This window comes from Actinospica sp. (assembly GCF_035552695.1).
In the GTDB taxonomy this organism is placed as follows: Bacteria; Actinomycetota; Actinomycetes; order Streptomycetales; family Catenulisporaceae; genus Actinospica.
Map to the genome: position 1 here is coordinate 19,487 of NZ_DASZKT010000001.1, position 25,773 is coordinate 45,259.

The following is a 25,773-nucleotide window of genomic DNA, read 5'->3' on the forward strand; positions in this document are numbered from 1 at the left end:
GTGCGGATGCAGGACCACGTCCTGATCAAGATGTCCGACGGAGTGAATCTCTCCGCGCGCATCTGGCGTCCGCTGACCGACGAACCGGTTCCCGCGCTGCTCGAGTATCTGCCGTACCGCAAGGGCGACTGGACCGCGCCTCGCGACGCCCAGCGACACCCTTGGTACGCGGCGCACGGCTACGCGTCAGTACGCGTGGACCTGCGCGGCTCCGGCGACTCCGAGGGCACCATGGCCGACGAGTACACCGAGCAGGAACTCGCCGACGGGGTCGAGGTCGTCGAATGGCTCGCGGCCCAGCCCTGGTGCACGGGCTCCGTCGGCATGTTCGGCATCTCCTGGGGCGGCTTCAACTCGCTGCAGGTCGCCGCGCTCGCCCCCGAGGCGTTGAAGGCCATTGTCACGGTCTGCTCCACGGACGACCGCTATGCCGACGACGTGCACTACTTCGGCGGGGCGGTCCTCGGCGTGGACATGCTCGGCTGGGCGACCACGATGCTCGCCTTCACCGCGCGCCCGCCGGACCCGGCACGCCTCGGCGAACGCTGGAAGGACCTGTGGACGCAGCGGCTCGACGCCCTCGAACCACTTCTCGACACCTGGCTCGCACACCAGGAGCGTGACGACTACTGGCGGCACGGCAGCGTGTGCGAGGACTACGGCGCGATCAGGGCCGCGGTCCTGGCGGTCGGCGGCTGGGCGGATCCGTACCGCAACACCGTCTTCCGGCTGCTGCAGAACCTCCCCGGCCCGGCGAAGGGCATCGTGGGCCCCTGGGCTCATCAGTACCCGGACATCCAGGCCGAGCCCGGTCCGGCGATCGGCTTCCTGCAGGAGACGCTGCGCTGGTGGGACCGCTGGCTCAAGGACGAACCGACCGGAGTGGAGAACGATCCGGCGCTGCGCTCGTGGATGCAGGACTCGGTCCGGCCCGCGACCCGCTACGCCGAACACCCGGGCCGGTGGGTCACCGAACCGTCCTGGCCCTCGCCGAACGTCGCGCCGCTGCGCACCCCGCTCGACACGACGCTCTGCCGCGACGCCGCCGGCTCCGCCCCGATCCCCGTCGCGACCCCGCAGCACTGCGGCATCGACGCCGGACGGTTCTTCCCCTTCGGCAATCCCGCCGACCTGCCGCCGGACCAGCGCGAGGAGGACGGCCGCTCGGTCTGCTTCGACACCGCGCCGCTGACCGCGCACGTCGCGATCCTCGGCCTGCCCGAGGCCGGGCTGCGGATCACGGCGAGCGGGTCGGCGAACGTGATCGTCAGGCTCTGCGATGTCGCCCCCGACGGCTCGTCCACGCTCGTCACCCGCGGCGCCCTCGACCTGCGCCGCCGCGCCGGGATGAACCGTGGCGTCGAGGTCGTGCCCGGCGAGCCGATGGACCTGCGCGTGCCGATGTCCGCCATCGCCTGGGAGTTCCCGCCGGGACACCGCATCCGGCTCGCGGTCTCGACCAGCTATTGGCCGTGGGTGTGGCCCTATCCCGAGACCGCCGACGTGCATCTGCACCCTGAAGGCAGTGACCTGACGCTCCCGGTCCGCGCCCCGGACGCCCCGTCCGAGCCGGTGCGCTTCGAGCCCCCCGAGCAGGCCCCGCCGCTCGAGGTGGCCTTCCACGGCGCCTCGTCGGCCGCCGAACGCGAGGTGCGGTACAACCCCGAGACGGGGGAGTGGCGGCTGATCGTGGACCCGAACTACGGCGGCACCCGCACGTACCCGGACGGCCTGGAGTTCGACACGGCCACCCGCGAGACGTACTCGATCCGCGCGCACGATCCGGCGAGCGCGAACTGCGGCTCGGAGTGGTCGATCCGGATCCGGCGGCCGGACGACGACTGGGACGTCGGCATTGATGTCAAGGCCAGGATGTCGGTGGACGCGGGCGACTTCGTCACCGCGCACGAACTGCGCGCGACGCTCAACGGCGAGCCGGTGGCCCAGCGGACCTGGACACGGCGCATCCCGCGGTCTGAGAGCCTTGCGCCATGACTCAGCAGACTCCGTCCCCGTCGCGTCCCGCCCGAGCCAAGACCGCCGGGGAACGTCAGCGTCAGCCCACTGAGATCCGCCGCGGGCTGATCGTCGAGGCGGCCCGCGGCGTGATCGCCGAGCGCGGCCCGTTCGCCACCACCATGCGCGACATCGCCACCGCCGCGGCCGTCTCGCTCGGCACGGTGACCTACCACTTCAGCAGCGGCATCGCGGAGATCCTCGCGCACGTGCTGCAGGGCGAGATGGACTCCTTCTACCTGCCGATCGCCGAGCGCGCCCACGCCGCCGCGGACGCCGCCAGCGGAATGCGGGCCCTGGTCGACGGCTTCTTCGCCGACGACCTGCGCACCGCGCAGCACTGGCGGCTCTGGTTGGACTTCTGGAGCCTGTCGGCGCACGACGCGGCGCACGCGCAGTGGCAGGAGACGGCGTACGAGCAGTGGCGCACCGACGTGCGGAAGGTCCTCGCCCGCGGCGTCGAGAGCGGCGAGTTCCGGCTCCGCGACCTCGACCTCGTGCTGGCCGACTTCCTGGTCGCCTTCGACGGACTCGCGGTCCAGGCCTACCTGCCGGGTTCGAAGGTCGGCCCGGCCCAGGCCCGCGCGTACCTGCACGGCTGGGTGGACCGCCACCTTTTCACCACACCCTGATACGGAGAGCTCAAGCAGTGACCACGACCGAGACCGCGCCCGGAGCCCTCGCCGCCGTCGTCCGCACGCCCGGGCACAGCCTGCCCGGGCCGCTGTACGCGGGCGAGGAGGCGTACCGCACCGATCTGGAGGCCGTCTTCGGCCGCAGTTGGCTGTTCGTCGCCACCGAACCGGAGATCGCCGAACCGGGGGACTTCATCACCGTCGACATCGGCCGGCGCTCGGTGATCCTCATCCGTGACGACGATATGAGCGTGCGGGCCTTCCACAACGTCTGCCGGCACCGCGGTTCGCGGCTGCTCGACGCGTGCAGCGGCAGCACCGGCAACATCGTCTGCCCGTACCACCAGTGGACCTACGACACCGAGGGCCACCTGCTGCACGCCGAGTCCTCCGGTCCCGACCTCGACCGCGCCGCGCTCTCGCTGCGCCCGGTCCACGTGCGCCCGGTCGCCGGACTGATCTTCATCTGCCTGGCCGCCGAGCCGTCCGCCGACTTCGACGACTACGCGGCCACGGTGTCCCCGTACCTCGCCCCGCACCGGCTGGCGCAGGCGAAGGTCGCGACGCAGATCGACATCATCGAGGACGGCAACTGGAAGCTGGTGATGGAGAACAACCGCGAGTGCACCCACTGCGGCGGCCACCCCGAGCTCATCAAGTCCCTGTTCCCGGTCTACGGCTATCAGCCCGAGGACATCAGCCCGAGGCTGCGTCCGGCGTTCGAGCGCTACTCCGCCGCGCACCGCGAGTTCACCGCCACCTGCGACGAGCTGGGCATGCTGTGGAGGGCGAACGAGCAGCTCGACACCCGGCAGACCGGATTCCGCATCGAGCGTGAGCCGCTGGACATGGCCGGCGAGTCCTTCACCGCCGACGGCCGCCGCGCCTGCCGGAAGCTGCTGGCCGACTTCCCGACCGCGCGGCTCGGACGGCTGTCCATGCACGTCCAGCCGAACGCCTGGTTCCACGCGCTGGCCGACCATGCCGTGACCTTCTCCGTGCTGCCGATCGCCCCGGACAAGTCGCTGCTGCGCACCACCTGGCTCGTGCACAAGGACGCCGTCGAGGGACGCGACTACGAGCTCGACTCGCTCACGCACGTCTGGCGGCTGACCAACGACCAGGACCGGACCTTCGTCGCCCGCGCGCACCGCGGTGTCAGCGATCCGGCGTACGTGCCGGGACCGTACCTCGCCCCCGAGTACCAGGTGGACGCCTTCTGCACCTGGTACGCCGACCGGCTCGCCGAGTACCGGGCCGCGGCCGGGGTCTGAGCGTGGACCGCCCGCACCGCTCCTGGGATCCGGCCACGGACGACGACGAGTTCGTCTGCCGCGCGGTCCGCTCCATCACCCCCGAGATCAAGACCGTCGTCCTCGCACCACGTCAGCCCTCGATGGTCCGATTCGAGGCGGGCCAGTACGTCACGATCGAGTTCGACATCGACGGACGGGCCGTGCACCGCTGCTACACCATCGCCTCACCGCCCACCCGGCCCGAGCGCATCGCCATCACCGTGAAGCGGGCCGAGGGCGGCGCCGTCTCCCGCTGGCTGCACGACGGCGGGATCGCGCCCGGCACGGTGGTCCGAATCGGCCCGCCGCAGGGCGAATTCATCCTGGCCGCGCATCCCGCGCCCGCGTACCTGCTGCTCACAGCGGGCAGCGGGATCACCCCGGCACTGTCCATGCTGCGGATGATGTACGACCTCGGCGACGCGCGCGACGTCGTGCTCGTACACTCCCAGCGGCACGCGGCCGAGATCCCGTACCGCGAGGAACTCGACCACATGGCCGGCCACGTGCCCGGTCTGCGCGTCCACTATCTGTGCTCGGACGAGTCCGCACGCCTGGACGCGCGGACGCTGGCCACCTTGGCCCCCGATGCCGCGTCCCGCGAGGTACTCGCCTGCGGGCCGACGTCCTACCGCGAGGCCGCACGCAAGGCGTCGTCCGAGCTGGGCTGCGCTGCCGGGCGATTCCACGAGGAGAGCTTCAGCTTCTCGGCGCCACGGTCCGCCGAGGCCGCGGCCGACATCTCGAACGGTGGCTTCCGGGTCGAATTCCGCGACCACGGCGTCACCGTCGACTGTCCGCCGGAGACGACGCTCCTCGACGCCGCGGCGGCCGCCGGGCTAGCGCTGCCCTCGTCCTGCGCGCAGGGCCTCTGCGGCACCTGCAAGAGCACCCTGATATCAGGAGACGTCGACATGCGGCACAACGGCGGCATCAGACCCCGCGAGATCGCCGCGGGCCGGATCCTGCTGTGCTGCAGCCGTCCCACCTCCGACCTGGTGGTAGCCGCATGACAGAGCAGCTATACGACGTCATCGTGCTCGGCCTGGGCGGCATGGGCAGCGCCGCCGCCGCGCACCTCGCAGCCCGCGGCAGCCGCGTGCTCGGCATCGAACGCTTCACCCCGGCCCACGACCGCGGCGCCAGCCACGGCGAGACCCGGCTCATCCGGCAGGCCTACTTCGAGGACCCGGCGTACGTGCCGCTCCTGCTGCGCGCCTACGAACTCTGGGACGAGCTCGAACACGAGCGGCCCGGCATCCTGACGGTCACCGGCGGCCTGATGATCGGGCGTCCTGCGGCCGCCGCGGTCGCGGGCAGCCTCGCTAGCGCGCGGCAGTGGGGTCTCGCCCACGAACTCCTCGACGCGCATGACCTGCGCCGCCGATTCCCCGCGTTCGCCGTCGACGACGACACGGTTGCCCTGCACGAACCGCTGGGCGGGTACGTCCGCCCCGAGGAGACCGTCCTCGCGCACCTCGATCGCGCGGCCAAGCATGGCGCGACGCTGAACTTCAACGAGCAGGTACTCGACTGGCAGGCCCACGGCGACGACGGCGGCGTCACCGTGCGCACGAGCAAGGGCGGCACGTACACGGCCGGCTCGCTGGTGATCGCTCCCGGCGCGTGGGCCCCGCGACTGCTGCCCGAGTTCGCGCCGTCCCTCGCCGTGGAGCGCCAGCTGCTGTTCTGGTTCGCGCCGAGCGATGGGATCGAGCGGTACCGCGCGCCGCGCTTTCCCGTATTCATCTGGGAGGACGCCGCCGGCATGCAGCTGTACGGATTCCCCTCCTACGGGGCGGCGGAGGACGGCGTGAAGATCGCCTTCTTCCGCGGCGGCTCGCGCGCCGACCCCGACGACCTCGACCGCCGCGTCCACCCGCACGAGGTCGAGCGGATGCGCGACTATCTCAACACTCGCATACCTGGACTGTCCGCGCGGTACCTGCGCGGCCTCGCCTGCACCTACACCACCACCCCGGACGAGAACTTCCTACTCGCCAGGCATCCGGGACATCCGCAGGTTACGGTGGCCGCGGGCTTTTCGGGCCACGGATTCAAGTTCGTCCCCGTCATCGGCACGATCATCGCGGATCTCGTCCGCGACGGCGCGACCCGTCTGCCGATCGGCCTGTTCGCCCCCGGCCGACTGTGACGGGGCCGTCGGATGAACTCGGTAGAAGTCGAGGTGGCGGCGTGCCGCGTCGGTCCAGGTGTGGCGCGCCGCGAGGCTCCGCCCGGCGGCCTGGCGGGCGGGGTCGTCGACGCTGAGCGCGGCGCGCAGTTCGGCGGCGAGGCCGGCGGGGTCCGCGGCGAAGCGGGCGGCGGGGGAGAAGACTTCGCGCAGGACCGGCAGGTCGCGCACGACCAGCGGAGTGCCCGCGGCCAGCGCCTCCATCGCGGCGAGGCCGAATCCCTCCTTGACGGACGGGAAGACGAACGCGTCGGCGGCGGCGACGAGCGGCGGCAGGTCGTCGTGCGGGACCGGGCCGAGGACGATCGGCCGCACGCCGAGCTCGCGAGCGCGGGCTTCCCAGCGGGTGCGGTAGTCGCGGTAGTCGAAAAGGGTCTCGCCGCCGGCGATCACGAGGCTGACGTCGGGATGCCCGGCCCGCAGCAACGCGTAGGCCTCGAGCAGGTCGAGTGAGCCCTTGCGCGGCTCGATGCCGCCGACGGTGAGTACGAAGCGGCCGAGCCGGTCGCGCCACGCGGCGCGGGCGGAAGGGTCGGTGTCGGCGAAGCGCTCGTAGGCGACCCCGTTGGGGATGACCTCGGCCTTGATGCCCCAGCCGTCGGCGAGATCGTCGGCCACCGCGCGGGAGACGCACAGGTGCGCGTAGGGCTCGACGATGGCGCGCTCGTGGCAGGCGGCGAGTTCGGGGGTGGTGAAGTGGTCGATGTGGTGGACGGTGCGCATGCAGCGGCCGTTCGCCATGACGGCGTTGGCGCTGATGCAGTCCTGGGCGTGCACGACGTCGTACTCGGCAGCGGCGGGGGCGAAGGCGTCGCGCAGCACTGCGATGGAACGCAGGATGCGCGGCCCGACGCCTTCGTCCGACGGACCTTCTGGGAAGGGAACGATGCGCAGGCGCACGGCCGGATCGACAGGCCGGAAGAACTCTTCGTCGCCGCCTCGGCCCAGGGACCACACGGTGACGTCCTCGCCGAGCGCGGCCAGAGCCTCGGCGAGGGCGAGCGTGTGCACGACGCCGCCGCGCGGCCTGGTGGAGTAGGAGAGCAGCGCGATCCTCACGAGCGCTTCTCCCGGTACGCGTCGGGCCGGCGTTCGTTGAGGTGGTGCAGGATGCGTCGGGCGCGGTCGATCTCGCTCGCCGCGTCCACCTCGGCGACGGCGAGTCCGGCCTTGGCCCACGTGCGGGCGAGGATGTCTCCGCCGGGACCGACCACCTTCGCCTGGCCGAGGAAGCGCATGCCGCCCATCGCGCCGGTCTGGTTGGAGGAGGCGAGCACGACCTGGTTCTCCGCGGCGCGGGCCTGGTCGTAGAGGTCGAAGAGCTTGGCCTGGCGGTCCTGCGCCATCCGGGGCGCCCGGTTGGTGATGCTCGTCGGCCAGGCGGAGAGGCACGCGAGGATCTGCGCGCCGTCCAGGGCCAGCGAGCGCGCGGACTCGGGGAAGGTCTTGTCGTAGTCGATCAGCATCCCGATACGCCCGACCGGGGTGTCGAAGGCGTCGAATCGGTCGCCGGGCGCGTACGCGGCTATCTCCCCGGCGGGCAGGTGCACCTTGCGGTGGCGGCCGAGCACTCCGTCGCCGTTGACGCAGACAGCTGCGTTGTAGTTGACGTCGTCGCCGCCCTCGCAGTAGCCGAGGCAGACGACCATCTCGGCGGCCAGCCTGGCCACCCGGTGGATGAGCGGGTCGTCCGGCTCCAGCGCGGGCGGCAGCGCTTCCGGGTCGGGGTGGCGCAGGTCGGCGAGGTAGCCGCCGAGGGCGGCGTCGGGCAGCACGAGCAGGTCGGCGCCCTCGCCGCGGGCGTCGTCGATGAGTTTGGCGATGCGGGCCAGGTCGAATTCCAGGTCGCGGCCGAAATGGGCGGCCGCGGCCGCGATCCGGATGCCGGTCATGCGGTTGCCGCTTCCCCTGCGTCGTAGGTGTAGATCTGCGGGCGCCGGTCGCGCAGGTGGCCCATGGAGCGGCGGGCGGTCTCCAGGGCGCGTGCGACGTCGAGTTCCGCGACCGCGAGGCCGGGCTCGACGCCGGTGTCCGCCAGGATCTCGCCGCCGGGGTCGACGACCTTGGCGCTGCCGACGAAGCGTAGCGTCCCGAAGGTGCCGGCCTGGTTCGCCGAGAGCCAGATGATCTGGTTCTCCAGCGCGCGGGCCCGGTCGAACAGATCGAACCGCCGCTTCCAGCGGTCTTCGGCCAGGTCGGCGGCCGGGTTGGTGCGGGCGCCCGGCCACGCCGAGACGCAGACCCCGATCTCGGCCCCGTCGAGGGCCAGGGCGCGGGCGGACTCGGGGAAGGCCTTGTCGTAGCAGATCATCATGCCGATCCGGCCGGCCGGGGTGTCGAAGGCGTGGAAGCGGTCGCCGGAGGAGTAGCTGGCGTCCTCGCTCAGCGGCTGGTGCACCTTGCGATGGTTGCCGAGCACCCCGTCGCCGGTCACGCAGACGACGCTGTTGTAGCGGGTGCCGTCGGCGGCCTCGCAGTAGCCCGCGACGACGGTCATCTCCGCGGCGAGCCCGGCCAGGCGGCGGATCTCCGGACCGTCCAGGGCGAGCGCGGGCGGTCCGGCGTCCAGGTCCGCGTCGTCGTCCAGGCTGAGCAGGTAGCCGCCGAGGCAGGCCTCGGGCAGCGCGAGCAGCCGGACCTCGTCCTCGCGGGCCTGCTTGACGAGCCGTTCGACGATCGCGAAGTCCTCCTCCAGGTCGCGGCCGAACTCGGCGGCCGCGGCCGCCATTCGCAGGGTGCTCATGCGCTTCCCATTCCGGTTACCGGCCCGTCGAGCGCGGCCGTGATCTCTCCGTCGGGCCAGCGCAGCCCGACACCCTTGCCTTCGGTCAGTACCCCGCAGCGCGCGCCTACGGCCGGGCCGGCGGGCAGCGGTGGCGCGTCCGGGGCGTCGGCGGTGAGCATCGCGAAGCCGGGGAAGCAGGTGAGCCAGTCGCCCATGCTCGCCTGCGCCGGTCGGGGTACGGCGGCCACATCCAGCACCGCCGCGCACCCGCTCGCCTCGGCGAGCATGCCCAGCGTGCCGACGACCCCGGCCATCGAGACGTCCTTGGCCGCGGCGGGCCGTGCCGCCGCGACCGAGCCGATCATGGCACGCAGATCCTCGGCGGAACGCCGCGAGGTGGAGTCCCACTGCCTGCCGCGATATCCGGGACGCCAGCCGCCGTGCAGGTCGGCGGTCAGGCTCACCGCGTGCCCCGGCCGTCCGCCGCCGCCCGGGACCGGATGCCCGGTGCGGCCGAGCGCGGTGACCGAGAGCGCGGCGGGCACGCCGAACTGCGTGTGGCCGCCGAGCACCGGCACGCCGTAGGCTTCCGCGGCGCGTGACAGCCCGCTGAGAACGCGGCTCGCCTGCCGTGCGTCCGCGGCGCCGAGCGCGTCGAGCAGGCCGATCGGCCGCGCGCCCATCGCCGCGAGGTCGTTGACGTTGACGAGGACCGCGCACCAGCCCGCCCACTCCGGATCGCGCTCGACCATCGCGGGCACGATCGCGTCGCAGGCCGCGATGACGTCGGTGCCCGGCAGGGGAGCACCGTCGTCGCCGACGAAGCCGCTGCCGCCGATCGGGGGGAGCGCGGCGAGCACCGCGCCGAGCCGGGACTTCGTCGCCGCCGCAAGGGCGCTGATACGCCCGATCGGCCAGCGCATCAGCACATGCGGCGTTCCCGCGACCGTGAGGGGGTGCACGCGCTGCCAGCCGAGACGCGCGAAGAGGTTCGTGTTGCGGGCCTGCACGTGCGCCTCGAAGCGCAGCACGCCCTCGGACTCGGCCCGGGCGCACGCGGCACGCACCAGCGCGGCGCCGAGTCCGCGTGGTCCGCGCGCGCCGGGCGCCACGACGAGCCGCCCGCCCTGCCACCAGCCGAGATCCGGTCCGTCGTGCACCGGCCCGAGCCGCACGCCGCCGACGATCCGGCCGGTCCGCTCCCGTGCCACGAGCGCGATCGTGCGCGGATCCTCGTCGTGCGCATCGAGGTCGTGGCCGTCGAACAGTTCCTGTTCGTGCACGAAGACCTCGCGCCGCAGGGCGCGATAGGCCGCGATGGAGGCCGCGTCATCGGCCTGCTCGATCCGGAAGTCCGGCACACGTGCCAGAGTGCTGCGATCGCCGAGCAGGGCCAGGATGTCCATCGGCGGATCCGCGGCAACCGTGGTCGAGCCGCCATCCAGGTACACCTCAGCCTCCCGCACTCTGCAGCACGCTGCACGCCCCGCACGCCGCACATCCGGCCTTCTGGTCCGCGCCCGTCATCCCGGCCGCGCGCAGTTTCGCCGCGACGCCCTCGGTCACGTAGCGCAGCGATTCGGCGCTCGGAGCCGGGATACCGTCGCGTGCGGCCAGGGTGCCGCGCATCGGCCGGAACGGCACCACGAACGGGTACACGCCGCGTTCGATCAGCCGCCCGGCGCCCTCGACGAGTTCATCTGGGTCCTCACCGAGACCGACCAGCAAGTATGTGGATACGCGGTTGCGGCCGAACACGCGCACCGCCTCATCCCACGCGGCCTCGTACTCGGCCATCGGGACCCGCGACTTGCCCGGCATCCAGCGGCGGCGCACCGCGTCGTCGAGCGCTTCGACGTGGATGCCGATCGACGTCGCACCCGCCTCGTACAGAGCGCCGATCCACGCCAGGTCGCCGGGCGGCTCGCACTGGACCTGGATCGGCAGGCCGGGCACCGCTTCGAGGACCGCGCGCACCGATCTGGCCAGTGCTCGCGCCCCGCGGTCGGGGCCGGTCGTCGTACCTGTGGTCATCACCATCTGCCGCACGCCGTCGAGCCGCACGGCGGCCTCGGCGACCTCCGCGAGCTGCGCCGGAGTCTTGGCGGCGACCGTCGCGCCGGCGCGCAGCGACTCCTCGATCGTGCAGAAGCGGCAGCGCTCGGGCTCCTCGTATCGGATGCAGGTCTGCACGACGGTCGTGGCCAGCACGTCCGCCCCGTGCAGCCGGGCTATGTGCTCGTACGGCACGCCGTCGGCCGTGCTCAGGTCGTAGAACCTGGGCCGGCTGACCGGGCTGAGGGTCAGGCCGGTGTCCTGCTCGCCGAGCCAGACCCGCCCCTCGCGCACCGAATAGGGGCTCTGCGGATTGTTCGGCAACGCGGCGTTGGCACCGTCGACCAGCACGTGCCCGTCGTCGCTGGGCCCGGCTCCGTCCGGCCGCCGCACCGGGACCTCGGCGCGCACGCCGTGCAGCGCGAGTTCGGCCCTGGTCAGGATGCGTACGTCCACCGCGCTTGAAGACTCGGTGCCAACGCTCACGTCGCGCCTCCTTTAGAGCTGGTAGGTGGAGTTGATGATCGCGCCCTTGCGCGCGTAGTGGATGATCGCGTCCTGCACGTCCAGCGGGTGGGTGGGGATGACGCCCTCGATCAGGTCCTCCTCGCGGGCGCCGTGCAGTGAGAGCCCGAAGCGGCAGCAGTAGACCTTGCCGCCCTCCGCGATGAAGGTCTTGAGCTGGTTGTTGATGTTGTGCTCGCCCGGGAACGCGGAGTTCCCGGTGGTCGGGAAGCCGCGGGTGGCCAGGCAGTTGAGCGAGCCGGGGCCGTAGAAGTAGATCGCCGACTCGAAGCCCTTGCGCAGCGCGCGGGTGGCCTGCAGCACGGCGACGAAGCTGACCGAGGACTCGTGCGCGATGCCGTGCACGAGCGTGAAATAGGTTTCGCCGTCCTCGGCCTGGTAGTCGGGGAAGACCTTCGTGGTGCCGTAGATCGTGGATCCCTCGGGCAGCGAGGGGTGCGAGATCTCGGTGAGGGACTGCTTCTCGATGTCGGACAGTTCGACGGTCACGTTCGTCTCCTTGCGGTGAGAGGGTGGAGGGTCGGGTCAGTCGTAGAGCGCGGCGAAGGTGTCCCGGAACGCGAGCCGGGCCAGCTCCCCGTCACCGAACGCGGCGGCCATCCGCGCGTGTTCGCCGGCGTGGTCGCCCCAGGGCTGGTCGCTGGCGAACAGCACGCGGTCGTGGCCGGTCCCGCGCCGCTCGATCTCCCGGGCCAGCCAGCCAGGCGCGAAGCCGATGGCCCAGGACAGGTCCGTGTAGACCCGCTTGCCGGCCGCGATCCAGTCGAAGAACCGGGAGCCGGCGAGCTTGATGTGGCCGCTCATCCCGCCGCCGAAGTGCACCAGGTGCACCGGCACGCGGTCGGCGTACCAGTCGACGAGGCGGCCCACCTCGTCGATGTCCGAGGCCGCGCCGGGCGAGGTGTGCACGTGCACCACCAGGCCCAGGCGCTCGGCCTCGGCGAAGATCCGGTCGAGCTGCGGCCGGCAGGCCGGATCGGCGGGGTGCCCGCCGAGCAGGAAGCTCAGCTTCAGTGCCCTGACACCGGGCTCCCCGGCCAGCGCGAGGGCCGCCGCCGTGCGGTCGGCGTCTTCGGGGCGCGGCGAGACCCACAGGCCCGCGCGGATCCGGTCGTCGCGCTGCGCGGCCTCGATTGCCAACGCGTTGAAGGAGAAGGCGATCGCCGGATCGGGCACGCCGTAGTTCGGGATGACCAGCGCCCGCTCGGTGCCCTCGGCATCGAGATCTGAGATCAGCTGCTTGATGGTGGCGCGGGCGGTGACGTCCGGATTGACCGGCGGGCCGCCGTAGAAGGGATACGCGGGCAGGACGCCGATGTGCCGGTGCGCGTCGAAGGCCATGGGGATCTCGGGCTCCTTTCAGCCGATCGGCAGGGCCGCGGTGAGCCGCGCGGCGCCGGTCAGGGTGCCGCACACGTCCGCGAGGCGACGGGAGGCGTCGATGTGGTCGGCGAGGAACGCCGCGTCGCGGCCGACGGCCTCGAAGCGGCCCGAGCCCCAGGAGTGCTGCCACGGCAGGCCGAGGAAGTACAGCCCGGGACAGCCGCTGACCCCGCGCCGGTGCATGGGATAGCCGCGGCCGTCGAAGACGGGGACCTCGATCCAGCGGTGATCGCGCCGGAAGCCGGTGGCCCAGACCACCGAGGAGATTCCGGCCTCGGCGAGGTCGAGTTCGGCGGGCTGCTCGTCGGGCTCCCACACAGGCACATAGCGCGCCTCCTGGACTGCCGCGATGCCGAGCGCGGCGATGTGCGCGTCGATGGCGTCCTTGATCCCCTCGGCCACCGCGTCCGCGTGGTCGAGATTCACCTTGAGGTCGTCCGCGAATTCCAGCCGGGTGCCGCTGACGCCGGTCAATCGGCCGTAGAGCCGCATGCCGTCCCGGGCGAAGGCCCGCAGGTCGATGTCGCGTCCGCCGTCGCGGCCGGTCACGTAGTGGTTCACGCGCATCCGCACCGCCGCAGCGTCATCGAACTCGTCGATGCTCTTCGCGTAGTGGCCCATCTCGTCGAGCCACGCCACGCAGTCGCGTCCGCGGTAGAAGCGCGCCACCCGAGGTGCGCTCCCCACGGCCAGATGCACCCGGCGCCCGGCGAGATGCAGATCCTCGGCGATCTGACATCCCGACTGCCCCGTGCCCACGACCAGCACCGCACCCTCCGGCAACTGCCCGGCGTTGCGGTACGCGGACGAGTGGACCTGCTCGACGCTGTCCGGCAGCCGCTGCGCCAGCGCCGGCACGGACGGCGTGTGGTACGGCCCGGTGGCCACCACGACCTGATCCGCAGTCAGGTCCCCGGCGGTGGTGGACAGTTCGAACACGCCGCCCGCGGCGGACCGACGCAGCCGGGTGGCGCGCACACCCTCGACGAGCGGCGGTTCGAACGCCGCCACGTACGCCTCGAGGTACCCCACTATCTCCGCGCGCACCATGAAGCCGTCAGGATCCGGACCCTGATACGCGAATCCGGGCAGCCTGCACTGCCAGTTCGGCGTGACCAGGCAGAACGAGTCCCACCGCCGGCTACGCCACTCATGCCCGACCGCGTTCGCCTCGAGCACGACGTGCTCGATCCCGCGCTCGCGCAGGCAGTGGCTCATCGACAGCCCGGCCTGCCCGCCGCCGATCACCGCCACTGGAAGGTGGGCGCCGGCCACCCGCATCGCGGTCCTCATCGGACGTGGCGGCGCCGCGTCACGCCGCCCGAGCAGCGTACAGCGCAGTATATTTCGGGCATGACATCCTCCGTGCCAGGTGGTTAGCCGCCTCGCGACCGGTCAGGTAACCAACTTCAGTCCCGGCTCGTTTCCGAATGATGTCATCCGGACTAAAGGAATGTTGCGAAGATCCAACCCTGATGCGGCGGCCTCGCACCTTCCGGTCAGCCCGCGGTGGCCTGCCACCAGTTGACGTTGAATCCGCCGGTCAGGTACTGGATCTCGACGGTGTGGTAGGTGCCGGGGTTGAAGGTGAAGGAGCCGGCGCTGACGGTCTGCCAGGTCTGCCAGCCGCCGGTGTTCGGCACGGTGATGGTGGGTCCGGTGACGCCGTCGATGACGAAGCGGAACTGGGAGCCGGTGTTGGGGCTCGCGACGCGGACGCTGAGGTTTTCGGTGCCCTGCATCGGGACCTGGTCCCACGTCTCGGTCTCACCGGTGGTGAGGCCGCCGACGTTCCAGCCGCCGCCGGTGTCGGTCGTGGTCTGCACGCCGAGGTCGGGGCGGTAGACCTTGAAGGGGTTGGCTTGTGCGCCGGTGATCGTGTCGGCGGTCTCGGCCTGCACGGTCAGCGGGCTGGGGAACGGGGTCTTGGAGTAGCGGCGCAGGATGTTGATGTCCTGGCCGGGGTAGTCGCGGTGCGTCGTGGTGTAGGACCCGGCCTCGGTGCGCCACATCGCGGCGTTCTCCGGCCAGTCGCTGAAGCCTTCGACGAGGGTGAGGGTGTCGTTCTTGCCGACGGTGTCGGTCAAGTCGGTGACGAACGTGTTGCCGTGGTTCGGGTCGATCAGCCGGTTCGCGGTGGAGTCGACCTCCTCGAAGCTGGGCACGGTGGCCCCGAAGGTCTGGCCGCCCAAGGCCTGGTTCGTGTAGGTGGGGGTGGGCACGCCGAACCAGTCGTCCTCGCCCTGCACGACGCCGGCGACGGCCGAGTCGTTCTTGACCCAGCTGTCGTCGACGACGAAGTAGGGGTTCTCGTTGAACGTCGACTCGGCTTGGCTGCGCACGTAGCTGAGATAGCGTGCCGAGTTCCCGTTGCCCTGGTTGGCGAACGCGAAGCTGTTGTCGGACCACAGGTAGATCAACGGCTGCCCGTTGACCTTGTAGAGCATGCTGCTGGGCACGGCCTGGAAGAAGGCTTCGAGGTCGTTGTTCCACAGGTACTTGTAGCCGCCGTTGCCGGAGCCGGTGGTGACCGAGAAGTCGAACGGCGGGGAATAGCCGCCGCTGCCGTGCACGATCTGGTTCATCTTGTCGGTCATCGAAGCCGGGGTGTCATCGAAGGCCGCGATCTTCAGCTTGCCGGCGTCCCCGGCCTGGTTGATGGCGTTGACCAGTTGGGTGAGTTCGCGCGGGTCCCCGCCCTCGTTGGGGACGGTCGAGCCGGGGATGTAGCCGCGGGTGTCCACGGCGACGTAGTCCACGCCCGCGGAGACGAGTTGCTCGACGTAGTTCAGCCAGAACTGCGCGGTTCCGGCGGTGTTCGCCTCGTACATCGGCACGTTGTGGATCGGCCAACTGTCCGTGTACGGTCCGCCGGCCAGCGAGTTGGTCTCGAAGCTGAAGGTCACCCCCAGCGCGCCGGTGTCGGTGGAGGAGCGGTGCGAGAGCGTGGCACCGCCGGTGTCGGTGACGGCTGCGGTCACCGCGGTACCCACGGCGGCAGCGTGGTTCGCTCCACTGCCTAGGAGCTGGAAGCCTGCCAGGCCGGTGCAGGCCAGAGCGGTGATGATCAGCAGCGAGCGCTGTCTTGGTCGCATGATTCCTCTATGTATGAATGAATTCGCGAGTCGCGGACATGTGGGTCAGCTGCCCGATCTCGCGCCGGTGGGAAGCAGGGGTTCGGTGAGAGCCGGGTGGGGACGGTGTCTCATGCCCCTGCTGTCGTGGCCGACAACGTTCCACTCACGTGAACCGGTGTCAAGGGCAAAGACCCAACCTTTGGCCGAGTCGACCCCTTGAACGACGCGGTAGGTTCCGAAACTCCCTGAATCCATGGACGCGCGAGAGGCGATGCGCTAGAACACCTCCGATGTGTCGCTCGATAGCACGCCCATTCGGATGCATCACTGCGTGGAGGAGGATCCATGCCCACTCGACATCACCGGCGCCGGTTCTGGCTCGTCGGGCTCGTAGCTTTGTCACTCGGCGGGTCGCTGGCCGTGTCTCAACTTGCTTCACCCGCCTCCGCCGCCACGCTGACGACCGCTTGGCACAACGGAGCCTTCGATCTGAACATCGGGGGCGTGGTCTCGCGTTCCGACGTGGTGCTGGGGGAGCCGAACACCGCTGCGGCGCAGTCGCTGCAGTTGGGCAACGGCTCGCTGGGGGTGGCCGCGTGGGCGGCGAACGGCTTCACCGCCCAGCTCAACCGCAGCGACACGATGCCCAACAGGCTCTCCCCGGGGCAGGTGAACATCCCGGGTCTGTCCACGATGACCGCGGCCTCGGACTTCTCCGGGCATCTGGACGTCTTCCGCGGGGCCTTGGACGAGTCCGGCGGCGGAATGACGATGCAGGCGTGGGTGCCGTCCGGCAAGGACGAGCTGATCATCGAGGTCACCGGCGCCAACCCGAACACACAGCAGTCCGCGACCTTGAACCTGTGGAGCGGCCGCAGCCCGAGCGCGACCTCGTCGGGAGCCTACGGCGCGCTGGCGCAGACCTGGGTGGACAACGTCACGAACGGCCCGTCCGGCAAGACCTTCGGCGCGATGGCGACGATCACCGCCGGGGCGCGAAACGTGAGCGCGTCGGTGGTCAACTCCACGCAGGTGAAGGTCGCCTTCACGCCCAACAGCGACGGCTCGTACCGCATCGTCGTCGCCGCACCCACGTGGACGGGCGGGAACGCGATCAGCACGGCGCAGACGTTGGTCGGCTCGGACACCGACACCGCCACCGCCACGTTGACCGCGGCGCAGGCCCTGGCGTGGCACACGTACTGGGCCGGCAGCGGTCTGGTCGAGATGAGCTCTTCGGACGGCAGCGCGCAGTATATGGAGAACCTGCGCACCCTCTACCTGTACGACGAGGCCGCCTCGATGAAGGCGGGCGGTTACCCGGGCAGCCAGGCCGGCATCGCGGACATGTTCAACTACGACCAGGACCACGTGGACTGGTACCCGGCCGGCTACTGGCTCTGGAACCTGCGCGCGGAGATCGCCGCGAACCTCTCCTCGGGCAACTACGCGCTCAACGTACCGATCTTCGACATGTATCTGAACGACCTGCCCGCGATCGAGTCGTGGACCACGGCCCAGATGAGCGGCAAGCCCGGAGCATGCGTGCCGGAGACGATGCGGTTCAACGGCAACGGTTTCAGCGGCGGGAACAACACCCAGAACGCCTCGTGTGCCACCGCGTCCAGCCCGGCGTGGAACGCGCTCGACATCACGAGCGGGCCGGAGCTCGCGATGTGGATCTGGCAGCAGTACGAGGACACCGGCAGTATCAGCTTCCTGCAGAAGTACTACCCGATCCTCAAGCAGACCGTCACGTTCCTGCTCGCCTGGCAGACGAAGGGTTCTGACGGTTACCTGCACGCGGTCGCCAACGCGCACGAGACGCAGTGGGCCGTGCAGGACCCGACCACGGACCTCGTCGCCGACCAGGCGCTGTTCCCCGCGGTCGTCTCCGCCGCGACGCTGCTGAACACCGACTCCTCCCTCGTCGCCCAGCTCAAGACGGCGGAGACGGAGATCGGTCCGTACGCGCGTACCGACGAATCGACCAAGCAGCAGCTGCTCAACCCGCAGCCGACCTCCCCGACGACGACCGCGAGCGTGGACGCCAAGGGCACGGACGTGATCGCCGACTCGTACCAGCCCACCGCGAAGCTGGAGAACGGCGAGAACATCGGACTGGAACCGGTCTGGCCCTGGGGCGTGGTCGGCGACAACTCGGTCGTCGGCGGCGACAACCTCACCGCGCTGGAGGACCGGACCTACCAGTACCGGCCCAACCAGAACGGCAACGACTGGAACTTCGACGCCGTCGACGCGGCCCGCCTCGACAACGCGAGCCAGGTCCAGGCCGATCTGACCGCGGGCGTCGAGAAGCTGCAAACCCATATCAATGGCCTGGCCAACCTCACCACGGGCACGAACTGGAACGACCCCTACCTCGAGCAGTCGGCCACGGTCGCCACGGCCCTCGACGAAGCACTGGCCACCGACTACGACGGCACCCTGCGCTTCGCCCCGGCCTGGCCTTCCGGGTGGGACGGCTCAGGCACCGTCGCCATCCAGGGCAACTCGAAGGTCGACGTCCAGGTCGAGGGCGGCATCCTGGCCACCGCCGCGATCCAGGCCGGCTCGACCACCACGATGACCGTGCGCAACCCCTGGCCCGGAAAACAGGCCGAGGTCGTCAACGGCTCGACCGGCGCCGTGATCCTCGCGGCCACCACCGCGAGCACGTTCAAGGTGCCGGTGACCGCGGGCTCGTCCTACCTGGTCGAGCAGCCCTCGAGCCCGACCACCTCGATGACTTACGCGCAGGTCACCGGCAGCCAGGCCAGTACCTACAAGACTCTCGGCGGCAAGGTGCAGATCGGCCTGCCATAGCGGCCGGCACGCACGTCGTGGCTGGTCCTGGTCACCCTGCTGGCAGGACACACCTGATCCAAGGACAGGGTTCTGCTCTTGGTGACATTCGGGGATTTCGGTCCTCGCATCCCGTGTGGAGTCCGGCCGGGCGGGTACTCGGAGGCAAGGCGCGGCGGGATATCCCCCCGTTCCGCAGCGTCCAGCTCCCTCCCGGTCACCCCCCCGGCCGGGAAGCGGAGCGCCTGGCGTTCGCCGACGGAGCATTCGTCGGCGGACGCCGCGCTACGTAGCCGCACGTCACGTCGCCGCACGTCCGCCGTCACTTCGCGAGTCCGGCGACGAGGTTGATCGAGGTGGCGATGATGACGGTGCCGAGGGGGAAGGAGAGCAGGGCGTGGCGTAGTGCGGTGCGCCTGATCGTCTTGTTCCGCAGATTGGTGTCGGAGACCTGGAAGGTCATGCCGATGGTGAAGGCGAGGTAGGCGAAGTCGCTGTACTCGGGGAGGTCGGATTCGTTGAAGTCGATGCCGCCGACGGGTTCGCCGTAGTAGATGCGTGCGTATTTCAGGGTGTATACGGTGTGCACGAGGATCCAGGAGACGGTCACGGAGGCGACGGCGAGGGCGGCCTGGATGTACTTGGTCGCACCGTTCTGATTGCCGGCGCCGAATAAGACCACGCCGACCGCGACGAGGCTGGCGACCGACGCGCCGAGCAGGATGAGGTCGGTGAGGTCGCGGCCCGGACTCTCGCGCATGGCGTGCGCGGCGGTGGCGTCCGCGTCCATGCGCCAGACGGATGCCCACGCCCAGATGCAGAACGCGCCCGCGAGGGTGCCCCAGCCGATCAGGGGCGCTTCGCGGCCGGTGCCGAGGACCGCGGCGACCACGCCCGCGGCGATTCCGGCCGCCGTGCAGGTCAGGAGCTTGGTACGGGCGGACGAGTAGGCACGGGTGCCGGGGGGCGGTGCGGCGGCTCCATTGCTCATGTGCACACCGTCGCAGGTTTTCCGAGCCTACCGGAGCACGATCGAGGCGTGCGTGTCGCGCGCCCAAGGCCGTTTCCCCAGGCCGCGGCCACCCCGTTTCGTGCGGCGAGAGGGGGTACCCGGGACCACGAGACGCGCCCGCCGCGTCCGTTATCCCAAGTGAGAAAGTACGTAATCGTGTATATCGGCATGGGTACCGTCGTGCTCATCGTGTTGATCGTTCTCGTCGTGATGCTGCTGCGTCGCAGTTGACCGGCCAAGACCGAGGCAGGCGCTCGAAGATTCGTCCTAGTCGCCGACCCGGTCGTGGCGGATGTACGTCTCGAGTCGGTCGGCTAGTTCGGCCGGTTGGCTCAGGGCCAGTAGATGGCCGCCAAGCATCACGTCGGGCTCGATGCCGAGCCGCTCGCGTACTACGCGCTGCTGGAACGCGAGAGGGAAGAGCCGGTCGTCGCGTCCGACGATGACGTGCAACGGGACTTCCGGCCATCGCGTGAACGCGCACGGCTGTCCGAACGGGGTGTCGGACGGTCCGCGGCCGTCCTGGCGCGCCGCCTCGCGGAGAGACTCCGGCAGGTCGTGGAAGAACATCACGTCCTCGTTCATCGTCGCCTCGCGGCCGGCGGCCCGCTCCGCGGCCTCGCGCTCCGCGGGCTGGCCCGTCGCCTCCCACCAGACGCCGGGCGTCTCGCCGGGCACCGGAGTCATGGGGTTGACGAGGACGAGCATGCGCACCGGCGTTCGCTCGGTCACCATCGGCGCGGTGAACGCGCCCATCGAATGAGCCACGAGCACGGTCTCGGCACGTCCGTCGACGGCCTCGAGCACCGTTGCCGCGTAGTCCTCCAGGCCGAGCGCCGGATCGTCCTCGCGGATGTCCACCGCCACCGCCTCGTGCCCGCGTCCAGCGAGTTCGCGCACCAGCAGATGCCAGGTCCATGCGCTGCCGCCGGCCCCGGGGATAAGCACGAACCTTGCCATCGAACGCCTCCGTGATCTCCGTTCCCGGAAGTCATGCTAGCCACCACCCCCGACAGGCGTTATCCGCTCGTCGGCTCGTCATCAGAGCTCCCAGTGCCGAATCAACGTCAATGAACGCCGCTCTGGCTCCCGTCACGCGCAGGGCAGGTTCTAGCTCAGGCAGGAACCGGCGCGGCTCTCGTGGCGGCGCGACGGTGTCGGGCGGGGCGCCTATCCTCGGGGGCATGACGATTCAGCGCATGGACAACGTCGGCATTGTCGTCGACGATCTCGACGCCGCCGTTGCCTTCTTCGTCGAACTCGGCATGGAGCTGGAAGGCAGGGCGCAGATCGAAGGAAGCTGGGCGGGGAAGGTCGTCGGGCTTGACGATATGCGATGCGAGATCGCGATGATGCGGATCCCGGGCGCTCCGGGCCGGCTCGAACTGTCGACGTATCACGCCCCTGCGGCGATCACTCCCGAGCCCGCGATCACTCCGTCGAACACGCTGGGGCTGCACCGCGTCATGTTCGCCGTCGACGACATTGAGGACACCCTCGCCCGCCTCCGCCCGCACGGCGCCGAACTCGTCGGCGAAGTGGCCCGTTTCGAGGACAGCTACCTGCTCTGCTATCTCCGCGGGCCGAGCGGAATCATCCTCGCGCTGGCCGAGCAGTTGAGCTGAGGACGAGGAGTCAGGTCTCCGCGAGTCAGGTCTCCGCGTGGGTCGCGGAGCGGTGGCCCTCGGCCATCTCGTTGCAGAGCACGCACTCCGGCGCCGTACTCGGGCCGGGGATGTCACCGGTCCTGACCGGCTTGCCGCAGATACACTCGGCGTCGTGCGGGGCGACGCGTGTGGTGGCGAAGGCGGGATAGCACAGGAAACACACGATGTGCCGGAAGTTGTCCGCTATCGATTCCTCGTGCTTTTGCCGTAGTTCGGCGGCGGTGTCCGTATCCTCGTCGGTGTAATTCTCGGTGTAATTCTCGGCGTGGAGGATCTCGTTGGCCGGAAGTGTCATATTTCCGCCCTCCTGGCTCCTCGTGTGAGAGCGAGGAGCCAGGATTCGGTGCGAGGGCCTACGCCTCTCATCACCACCGGCCGTACCACCGCCGACGCCCGCCGACGCTCTCGCCGGCCCTGATGACGAAGCCGATCAGCCAGACGGCGAGCACGACCAGGGCAATCCACCACAGCACGTGAACGGCGAAGCCCAGTCCGCCGAGCACCAGGGCGAGCAACAGGACGAGCAGAATGACACCCATGAGAGATGCTCCTTATGCACTCGGGTATGTGAGGACTCGACGGAAAGTTCTTTTCGAATCCCTCGTCTTCCGGGTTGCCGTTCGCTTGTCCTACAAACCCCAAGATGCCTTTTGATTAGCTCCGCAGCGCTTCTTCGGGCCGAGCGGCCATGTATGCGCGCACCGTGGTGCCGCGCTCTCTGGTGGAGCGGATCAGCAGAAGGTCACACAGCTGATTCACGGTCCACAGGCCGGCGCCTCCGACGCGCTCGCGCGGCTCAGGCTTGCGGCGTCCGACGAGGGGATCGCTGATCAGGCCCTCGTCTTGTACCTCGCAAACCGCGTGGCTGCCGTCCTGCCACACGCGAAGCCGCCCCTTTCCACCCCCGTAGGAGATGCTGTTGGCGGCGAGTTCGCTGACGACGAGGACGAATTCGGGCACGCGGCGGGCGTCGAGCCGCAGGGCGGGGGCGCATCGTTGGACGGCGGCGCGCAGCCGGGAGAGGTCGTCGATGTCGAACCAGAGCTCGCACAACGCGGGGCCGGCGTCCGGCAGCGGCGCCGCGAACATCTGCTCGGCGAGCAGGTCCTCGTGCGGATACGAGGCGCTCGGGTGCGTCGTCCCGTCGCTCACGATGGCCGGATGGGTGTGGCTGGCACGTTCGATCACATCGGGCGGCAGGGTGCTGACGTCATAAGGACACAGCAGGGACCAGGCCGGACCCGGGTCGAAGGCGGTGTTGAGCAGCTGCTCATGCCGCTGGCATTCGACTATTTCGGTGCGCGTGCGCGCGGCCCAGACGGGTTCCCCGATGCCGCGGAACGCCCGTCCCGCCACGGTGTTGCGCTCCACCCACTCATGCCAGGCCGGGATTATCCGGGCCGGGTTGCGCCCGACCTCGGCCATGTCGAGGAACTCGAGCTCCGGCGCGTCGATCGCCAGTTCGGCGCGCAACATCGACGCCCGCGGCTCGATCACCGCGACGAGCACGGCCTCGCCACCACCCAGGCCTTCGCGTGCGAACTGGGCTGTCGCGGTGACGAACTGCTCGTCCCCGGCGTACAGCAGCGCTTCGTGCCGAAAGCCTTCGTTCCGCGTGGTGACGTTGTTCATGGCCGTAGATCCACCTTTGGCGCGTAGGCCTCGAGGTCCAGCAGCCGCCACAGACTGCGTAGCGAGTCGCTGGCGTGCTCCAGGTGCAGCGGCGTAGCGGTTTCGCAGGCGACGTGGGCGATCGCGCGTGTTCCGGCGGCATCGATGAAGTCCAGACCCGCACAGTCGAGCCGCAACCGCTCTCGGCCACGCGCCGCAGACGTGAGCAACGCGGGGAAGACGCTCCTCGCCCGCAGATCGATCTCCCCGGACAGGTGCCAGCTGTTCGAGCTGACCGCCCACATCCGGAACCCGACATCGCCGGGAGCGTCGTTGAGAGTCCCCGGATGCACGCAGGCCGCATCGGCGATCTCGGCCGCGGTGAAGCTCTCGAGCCGGTAGGCGCACACGACGAGCGCCTTCTCGGCCGCAGTCGCCTCGTCCAGCCCTAGTTCGAGTTCGATGACGTCCTCGTGTGTCACGGTGCTGTCGAGAAGCCAGTCCATGTCGACGATCAGCCTGACGCCGCGGTAGCCCTCGGTGCTCGCCAGCGCCTTCTGCTCACGCAGCACGCTGCCGAATCGCCGGTAGCGCACCGTCGCACGGCCGCTGTCGGCCAGGAACGCCTTTCGGGGATCGAATACCGTCACGCCGTCGCCGATCGGCAGCCGGGACACCGCGCATCGTTGCGGGGCGAACATGAGCAGCTTGTCGCCGCACGTCATGCCCTGCTGGAAGAACCTCCCGGCCTGCGTGGCGAAGTCCGCGGCGCGGTCGAGGAACCATGCGACGTGGTCGCCGCCTTCGAGAGTGTCGAGGCCGCTCACCGCCCCGACCTCGCGCGTCGCCGTCACCGCTTCACCACCTTTCGGGGCCCGAGACCTCGCCCGCAGCGAGGCGACGCCCCTTTATACCCAGGACCGTTCGACTCATGCGCGCGCCGCTGTTCCCCGGAGCCCGGCCGGCCGAAGAAACCGGTCCTTGGAAACACGAAATCGGTATCGTGTTTCTCGCCGTCTTGAGCTACCCTCTGCTCCGTGGACAACGAGCGGCCGGACGCCGGAACCGGAGACTGGACCCTGCTGAGCACCCACGCCAGGGTGCTGGTCGAGATCGCCCGCGATCCCGACGTCCGCCTGCGCGACCTGGCCGCCGAGTGCAATATGACCGAGCGCGCCATCCAGCGCATCGTGGCCGATCTGGAGCAGACCGGCTACGTCAGCCACACTCGGGTGGGCCGCCGCAACCGGTACACGGTCGACCCCGACCGGACCTTTCGGCACCACGCGCACGCCGACTATCCGGTCGGTCCGCTGCTCGCGCTGTTCACCACCCCCGCAACCGCCCGCAAACGGGAAAGCCGCCGTCGGCACCCGGGACCCAAGGAGGCCTGACATGCCCCCGCTCTCCATTACCAGCCAGATTCTGGAGGACACGGTCACACTGGTGGTGTCCGGGGATATCGACCTCGGCAATGCCGAGGGCCTGTACAAGGCGCTGACCGATGCGCTCGCCCCGGGTAGGCCGGTCATCGTGGACCTGACCGGCGTCGGGTTCATGGACTCCCGCGGCTTCGCCGCGCTGGTGCGCGCACACCACGAGGCGGCACACGGCGTCAGCGTTCCGATCCTGGTCATTCCCTCGGATCCGGTTGCCCGGGTGTTCGAGCTGGCCGGCGCCGACGGAGTGCTCCCGACGTACCGGGACCACGCTGAAGCGCTCGCCGCGCTGACCGCGTCCTGAACCGCCGTTCTGGAGTCTGCATGCATGGCCCGCCCTGTGGCGGGTAACGGGCGCGGACCGCGAATCGACGAGAGGGAGCGCCCCATGCCCGAAGGAGCCAACGCCGCCACCGAACTGCACCGCGAGCACGAGGAGATCGAGGGCCTCGCCGCCAGGATCGCCGGACTGGGTCCGTGCCCCGAGCGTGCCGAGCTGGTGCGCCGGGTCGCGGCCCGGTTCGTCAGCCACACGCGCGCCGAGGAGCGCTACCTCTATCCGGCGCTGCGCAGCTTCCTGCCGGACGGGCCGCACGACGCGGTCAAGCAGACCCGGCAGGACGACGCGGCCGAACGGATCGCGCTGAGCATCGCCCGCGCGGACGAGGACACCGTCGCGTACGAGGCGCTGGTCAACCAGCTGGTGATCGACATCCAGCGGCACATCGAGGAGCAGGAGACGCTGCTGCTCCCGGCGCTCATCGACGCCTGCCCGCGCGAGGAGCTCAACCACCTCGGTCGGCAGCTGCGCGACGGCCTGGGGCGCGAAGGCTGAGGCGGCCGTGGGCCTTTGGGCCCGCGCGCACGGAGTCTTGAAATCCACCGAAAGGAAGATCGCACGTGGAGCGTGCTCTCCTGCTCCTGCATCCAGACTCGGAGGAACCGATCACCGCGACCGCGGCCGCGAAGGCGAGACCGCGAACCGGCATTCGTCACAGCATACTGCGATGGCTGCGCAACCGTGCGTTCCTGGCCACGCTCGTGGCCCTCGCGGCGCTGATCGTCTCGTATCACTACGGCGGCCTGCTCGGCACCGGGCGTTATCAGACGCTGCACGAGACGATCGCGGTCGTCGGCGCGGTCGTCTTCCTGGTGACCGCGGTCATCGCGGTGCGCAGCGGCACCAGCGACGTCATCGGCCTGGTCCAGGTGCCGGGGCGACTCGGCGACGCGCGCGCGGGCACGTTCCGCCTGCTATGCCTGCTGTTCGGCTACACACTGACCGTGTTGTGCGCCCTCAGCCTGCTGCACGTCTCGGTCACCCACCTACTGCT

At 70.2% G+C, this 25,773-nt stretch carries 25 protein-coding genes and 1 pseudogene; 11 read left to right on the forward strand and 15 right to left on the reverse strand.

All coding sequences use genetic code 11. The annotated features are described in order from the left end of the window. Nucleotides 1-6 precede the first annotated feature (6 nt). The 5 genes and pseudogenes from VG296_RS00070 to solA all read left to right on the forward strand — a co-directional run. On the forward strand, nt 7-1,995 hold the full coding sequence (locus VG296_RS00070) for a CocE/NonD family hydrolase (protein ID WP_349259406.1): 1,989 nt from the start codon (nt 7-9) through the stop codon (nt 1,993-1,995). Continuing rightward, nucleotides 1,992-2,648 (forward strand): TetR/AcrR family transcriptional regulator, encoded by a 657-nt coding sequence (locus tag VG296_RS00075; protein ID WP_325561649.1) that lies wholly within the window; start codon nt 1,992-1,994, stop codon nt 2,646-2,648. The genes VG296_RS00070 and VG296_RS00075 overlap by 4 nt, the downstream gene beginning before the upstream one ends. Nucleotides 2,649-2,665: 17 nt before the next feature. Next, nucleotides 2,666-3,925, forward strand: coding sequence for an aromatic ring-hydroxylating dioxygenase subunit alpha (locus VG296_RS00080; RefSeq protein ID WP_325561651.1), 1,260 nt, complete (start codon nt 2,666-2,668; stop codon nt 3,923-3,925). 2 nt (nt 3,926-3,927) lie between these two features. Further along, nucleotides 3,928-4,959 carry an iron-sulfur cluster-binding domain-containing protein gene (locus tag VG296_RS00085; protein ID WP_325561653.1) on the forward strand — a complete coding sequence of 344 codons (1,032 nt, stop codon included), beginning with the start codon at nt 3,928-3,930 and terminating at the stop codon, nt 4,957-4,959. A 41-nt stretch (nt 4,960-5,000) separates the two neighbouring features. Further along, nucleotides 5,001-6,038, forward strand: a pseudogene (solA, locus tag VG296_RS00090) (N-methyl-L-tryptophan oxidase); the annotation flags it as partial. Here the strand turns inward: solA and VG296_RS00095 are convergent. The 9 genes from VG296_RS00095 to VG296_RS00135 form a co-directional block, all read right to left on the reverse strand. Then, nucleotides 5,940-7,199, reverse strand: a complete 1,260-nt coding sequence (locus VG296_RS00095; protein ID WP_349259402.1) for an MSMEG_0565 family glycosyltransferase — start codon at nt 7,197-7,199, stop codon at nt 5,940-5,942. The pseudogene solA and the gene VG296_RS00095 sit on opposite strands and share 99 nt — an antisense overlap. Then, nucleotides 7,196-8,032, reverse strand: a complete 837-nt coding sequence (locus VG296_RS00100) for a carbon-nitrogen hydrolase family protein (protein ID WP_325561657.1) — start codon at nt 8,030-8,032, stop codon at nt 7,196-7,198. The genes VG296_RS00095 and VG296_RS00100 overlap by 4 nt, the downstream gene beginning before the upstream one ends. After that, nucleotides 8,029-8,883 carry a carbon-nitrogen hydrolase family protein gene (locus tag VG296_RS00105; RefSeq protein ID WP_325561659.1) on the reverse strand — a complete coding sequence of 285 codons (855 nt, stop codon included), beginning with the start codon at nt 8,881-8,883 and terminating at the stop codon, nt 8,029-8,031. The genes VG296_RS00100 and VG296_RS00105 overlap by 4 nt, the downstream gene beginning before the upstream one ends. Further along, the gene (locus tag VG296_RS00110) at nt 8,880-10,271 is read right to left on the reverse strand and encodes an MSMEG_0567/sll0787 family protein (protein ID WP_349259407.1); all 1,392 of its coding nucleotides are present in this window, start codon (nt 10,269-10,271) and stop codon (nt 8,880-8,882) included. Before VG296_RS00110 ends, VG296_RS00105 begins: the two co-directional genes overlap by 4 nt. 46 nt (nt 10,272-10,317) lie before the next feature. Continuing rightward, nucleotides 10,318-11,376: an MSMEG_0568 family radical SAM protein gene (locus tag VG296_RS00115; protein WP_349259408.1), complete on the reverse strand. Its 1,059-nt coding sequence runs from the start codon at nt 11,374-11,376 to the stop codon at nt 10,318-10,320. Between the two features lie 42 nt (nt 11,377-11,418). Beyond that, entirely contained in the window at nt 11,419-11,934 is a 516-nt protein-coding gene (locus VG296_RS00120; protein WP_325561665.1) for an MSMEG_0572/Sll0783 family nitrogen starvation response protein, read from the reverse strand. 36 nt (nt 11,935-11,970) lie between these two features. Further along, nucleotides 11,971-12,786, reverse strand: a complete 816-nt coding sequence (locus tag VG296_RS00125) for an amidohydrolase family protein (RefSeq protein ID WP_325561667.1) — start codon at nt 12,784-12,786, stop codon at nt 11,971-11,973. An 18-nt stretch (nt 12,787-12,804) separates the two neighbouring features. Then, nucleotides 12,805-14,121 carry an MSMEG_0569 family flavin-dependent oxidoreductase gene (locus VG296_RS00130; protein WP_325561669.1) on the reverse strand — a complete coding sequence of 439 codons (1,317 nt, stop codon included), beginning with the start codon at nt 14,119-14,121 and terminating at the stop codon, nt 12,805-12,807. Between the two features lie 206 nt (nt 14,122-14,327). After that, nucleotides 14,328-15,923: a DUF5010 domain-containing protein gene (locus VG296_RS00135; protein WP_325561671.1), complete on the reverse strand. Its 1,596-nt coding sequence runs from the start codon at nt 15,921-15,923 to the stop codon at nt 14,328-14,330. A 327-nt stretch (nt 15,924-16,250) separates the two neighbouring features. On the opposite strand from VG296_RS00135, the gene VG296_RS00140 reads away from it, so the two are divergent. Beyond that, the gene (locus VG296_RS00140; protein ID WP_325561673.1) at nt 16,251-18,731 is read left to right on the forward strand and encodes a glycosyl hydrolase family 95 catalytic domain-containing protein; all 2,481 of its coding nucleotides are present in this window, start codon (nt 16,251-16,253) and stop codon (nt 18,729-18,731) included. A gap of 301 nt (nt 18,732-19,032) precedes the next feature. On the opposite strand, the gene VG296_RS00145 is transcribed toward VG296_RS00140, so the two are convergent. Together VG296_RS00145 and VG296_RS00150 are read right to left on the reverse strand one after the other, a co-directional pair. After that, complete coding sequence (locus VG296_RS00145; RefSeq protein ID WP_325561675.1) at nt 19,033-19,701, reverse strand: DUF1345 domain-containing protein; 669 nt, start codon at nt 19,699-19,701, stop codon at nt 19,033-19,035. Between the two features lie 288 nt (nt 19,702-19,989). Next, nucleotides 19,990-20,682: an alpha/beta hydrolase gene (locus VG296_RS00150; RefSeq protein ID WP_325561677.1), complete on the reverse strand. Its 693-nt coding sequence runs from the start codon at nt 20,680-20,682 to the stop codon at nt 19,990-19,992. 224 nt (nt 20,683-20,906) lie between these two features. Here VG296_RS00150 and VG296_RS00155 point away from each other — a divergent pair, with 224 nt between their 5' ends. Continuing rightward, entirely contained in the window at nt 20,907-21,347 is a 441-nt protein-coding gene (locus tag VG296_RS00155; protein WP_349259403.1) for a VOC family protein, read from the forward strand. 25 nt (nt 21,348-21,372) lie between these two features. Here the strand turns inward: VG296_RS00155 and VG296_RS00160 are convergent, their stop codons facing one another. The 4 genes from VG296_RS00160 to VG296_RS00175 form a co-directional block, all read right to left on the reverse strand. Further along, a complete protein-coding gene (locus VG296_RS00160; RefSeq protein WP_325561681.1) occupies nt 21,373-21,684 on the reverse strand; it encodes a hypothetical protein in 312 nt (103 codons plus the stop codon). A gap of 70 nt (nt 21,685-21,754) precedes the next feature. Then, nucleotides 21,755-21,928 carry a hydrophobic protein gene (locus tag VG296_RS00165; RefSeq protein WP_325561683.1) on the reverse strand — a complete coding sequence of 58 codons (174 nt, stop codon included), beginning with the start codon at nt 21,926-21,928 and terminating at the stop codon, nt 21,755-21,757. Nucleotides 21,929-22,043: 115 nt separating this feature from the next. Further along, complete coding sequence (locus VG296_RS00170) at nt 22,044-23,021, reverse strand: anti-sigma factor RsbA family regulatory protein (RefSeq protein WP_325561685.1); 978 nt, start codon at nt 23,019-23,021, stop codon at nt 22,044-22,046. Next, entirely contained in the window at nt 23,018-23,854 is an 837-nt protein-coding gene (locus VG296_RS00175; protein ID WP_325561687.1) for an MEDS domain-containing protein, read from the reverse strand. Before VG296_RS00175 ends, VG296_RS00170 begins: the two co-directional genes overlap by 4 nt. A 183-nt stretch (nt 23,855-24,037) precedes the next feature. Here VG296_RS00175 and VG296_RS00180 point away from each other — a divergent pair, with 183 nt between their 5' ends. The 4 genes from VG296_RS00180 to VG296_RS00195 form a co-directional block, all read left to right on the forward strand. Further along, complete coding sequence (locus tag VG296_RS00180; protein WP_325561689.1) at nt 24,038-24,394, forward strand: helix-turn-helix domain-containing protein; 357 nt, start codon at nt 24,038-24,040, stop codon at nt 24,392-24,394. 1 nt (nt 24,395) lies between these two features. Further along, nucleotides 24,396-24,743, forward strand: a complete 348-nt coding sequence (locus VG296_RS00185; RefSeq protein WP_325561691.1) for an STAS domain-containing protein — start codon at nt 24,396-24,398, stop codon at nt 24,741-24,743. A gap of 84 nt (nt 24,744-24,827) precedes the next feature. Further along, entirely contained in the window at nt 24,828-25,274 is a 447-nt protein-coding gene (locus VG296_RS00190) for a hemerythrin domain-containing protein (protein WP_325561693.1), read from the forward strand. Nucleotides 25,275-25,339: 65 nt separating this feature from the next. After that, the coding region (locus VG296_RS00195; RefSeq protein WP_325561695.1) for a hypothetical protein at nt 25,340-25,773 on the forward strand (434 nt) is incomplete at its 3' end.

Excerpts from the sequence above, each read along its gene's own strand:
- VG296_RS00070 (WP_349259406.1), top strand. The coding sequence starts at position 7 with ATGCAGGACCACGTCCTGATCAAGATGTCCGACGGAGTGAATCTCTCC.
- VG296_RS00075 (WP_325561649.1), top strand. The coding sequence starts at position 1,992 with ATGACTCAGCAGACTCCGTCCCCGTCGCGTCCCGCCCGAGCCAAGACC.
- VG296_RS00100 (WP_325561657.1), bottom strand. The coding sequence starts at position 8,032 with ATGACCGGCATCCGGATCGCGGCCGCGGCCGCCCATTTCGGCCGCGAC.
- VG296_RS00105 (WP_325561659.1), bottom strand. The coding sequence starts at position 8,883 with ATGAGCACCCTGCGAATGGCGGCCGCGGCCGCCGAGTTCGGCCGCGAC.
- VG296_RS00110 (WP_349259407.1), bottom strand. The coding sequence starts at position 10,271 with ATGGACATCCTGGCCCTGCTCGGCGATCGCAGCACTCTGGCACGTGTG.
- VG296_RS00125 (WP_325561667.1), bottom strand. The coding sequence starts at position 12,786 with ATGGCCTTCGACGCGCACCGGCACATCGGCGTCCTGCCCGCGTATCCC.
- VG296_RS00130 (WP_325561669.1), bottom strand. The coding sequence starts at position 14,121 with ATGAGGACCGCGATGCGGGTGGCCGGCGCCCACCTTCCAGTGGCGGTG.
- VG296_RS00135 (WP_325561671.1), bottom strand. The coding sequence starts at position 15,923 with ATGCGACCAAGACAGCGCTCGCTGCTGATCATCACCGCTCTGGCCTGC.
- VG296_RS00140 (WP_325561673.1), top strand. The coding sequence starts at position 16,251 with ATGCCCACTCGACATCACCGGCGCCGGTTCTGGCTCGTCGGGCTCGTA.
- VG296_RS00145 (WP_325561675.1), bottom strand. The coding sequence starts at position 19,701 with ATGAGCAATGGAGCCGCCGCACCGCCCCCCGGCACCCGTGCCTACTCG.
- VG296_RS00150 (WP_325561677.1), bottom strand. The coding sequence starts at position 20,682 with ATGGCAAGGTTCGTGCTTATCCCCGGGGCCGGCGGCAGCGCATGGACC.
- VG296_RS00155 (WP_349259403.1), top strand. The coding sequence starts at position 20,907 with ATGACGATTCAGCGCATGGACAACGTCGGCATTGTCGTCGACGATCTC.
- VG296_RS00160 (WP_325561681.1), bottom strand. The coding sequence starts at position 21,684 with ATGACACTTCCGGCCAACGAGATCCTCCACGCCGAGAATTACACCGAG.
- VG296_RS00165 (WP_325561683.1), bottom strand. The coding sequence starts at position 21,928 with ATGGGTGTCATTCTGCTCGTCCTGTTGCTCGCCCTGGTGCTCGGCGGA.
- VG296_RS00170 (WP_325561685.1), bottom strand. The coding sequence starts at position 23,021 with ATGAACAACGTCACCACGCGGAACGAAGGCTTTCGGCACGAAGCGCTG.
- VG296_RS00185 (WP_325561691.1), top strand. The coding sequence starts at position 24,396 with ATGCCCCCGCTCTCCATTACCAGCCAGATTCTGGAGGACACGGTCACA.
- VG296_RS00190 (WP_325561693.1), top strand. The coding sequence starts at position 24,828 with ATGCCCGAAGGAGCCAACGCCGCCACCGAACTGCACCGCGAGCACGAG.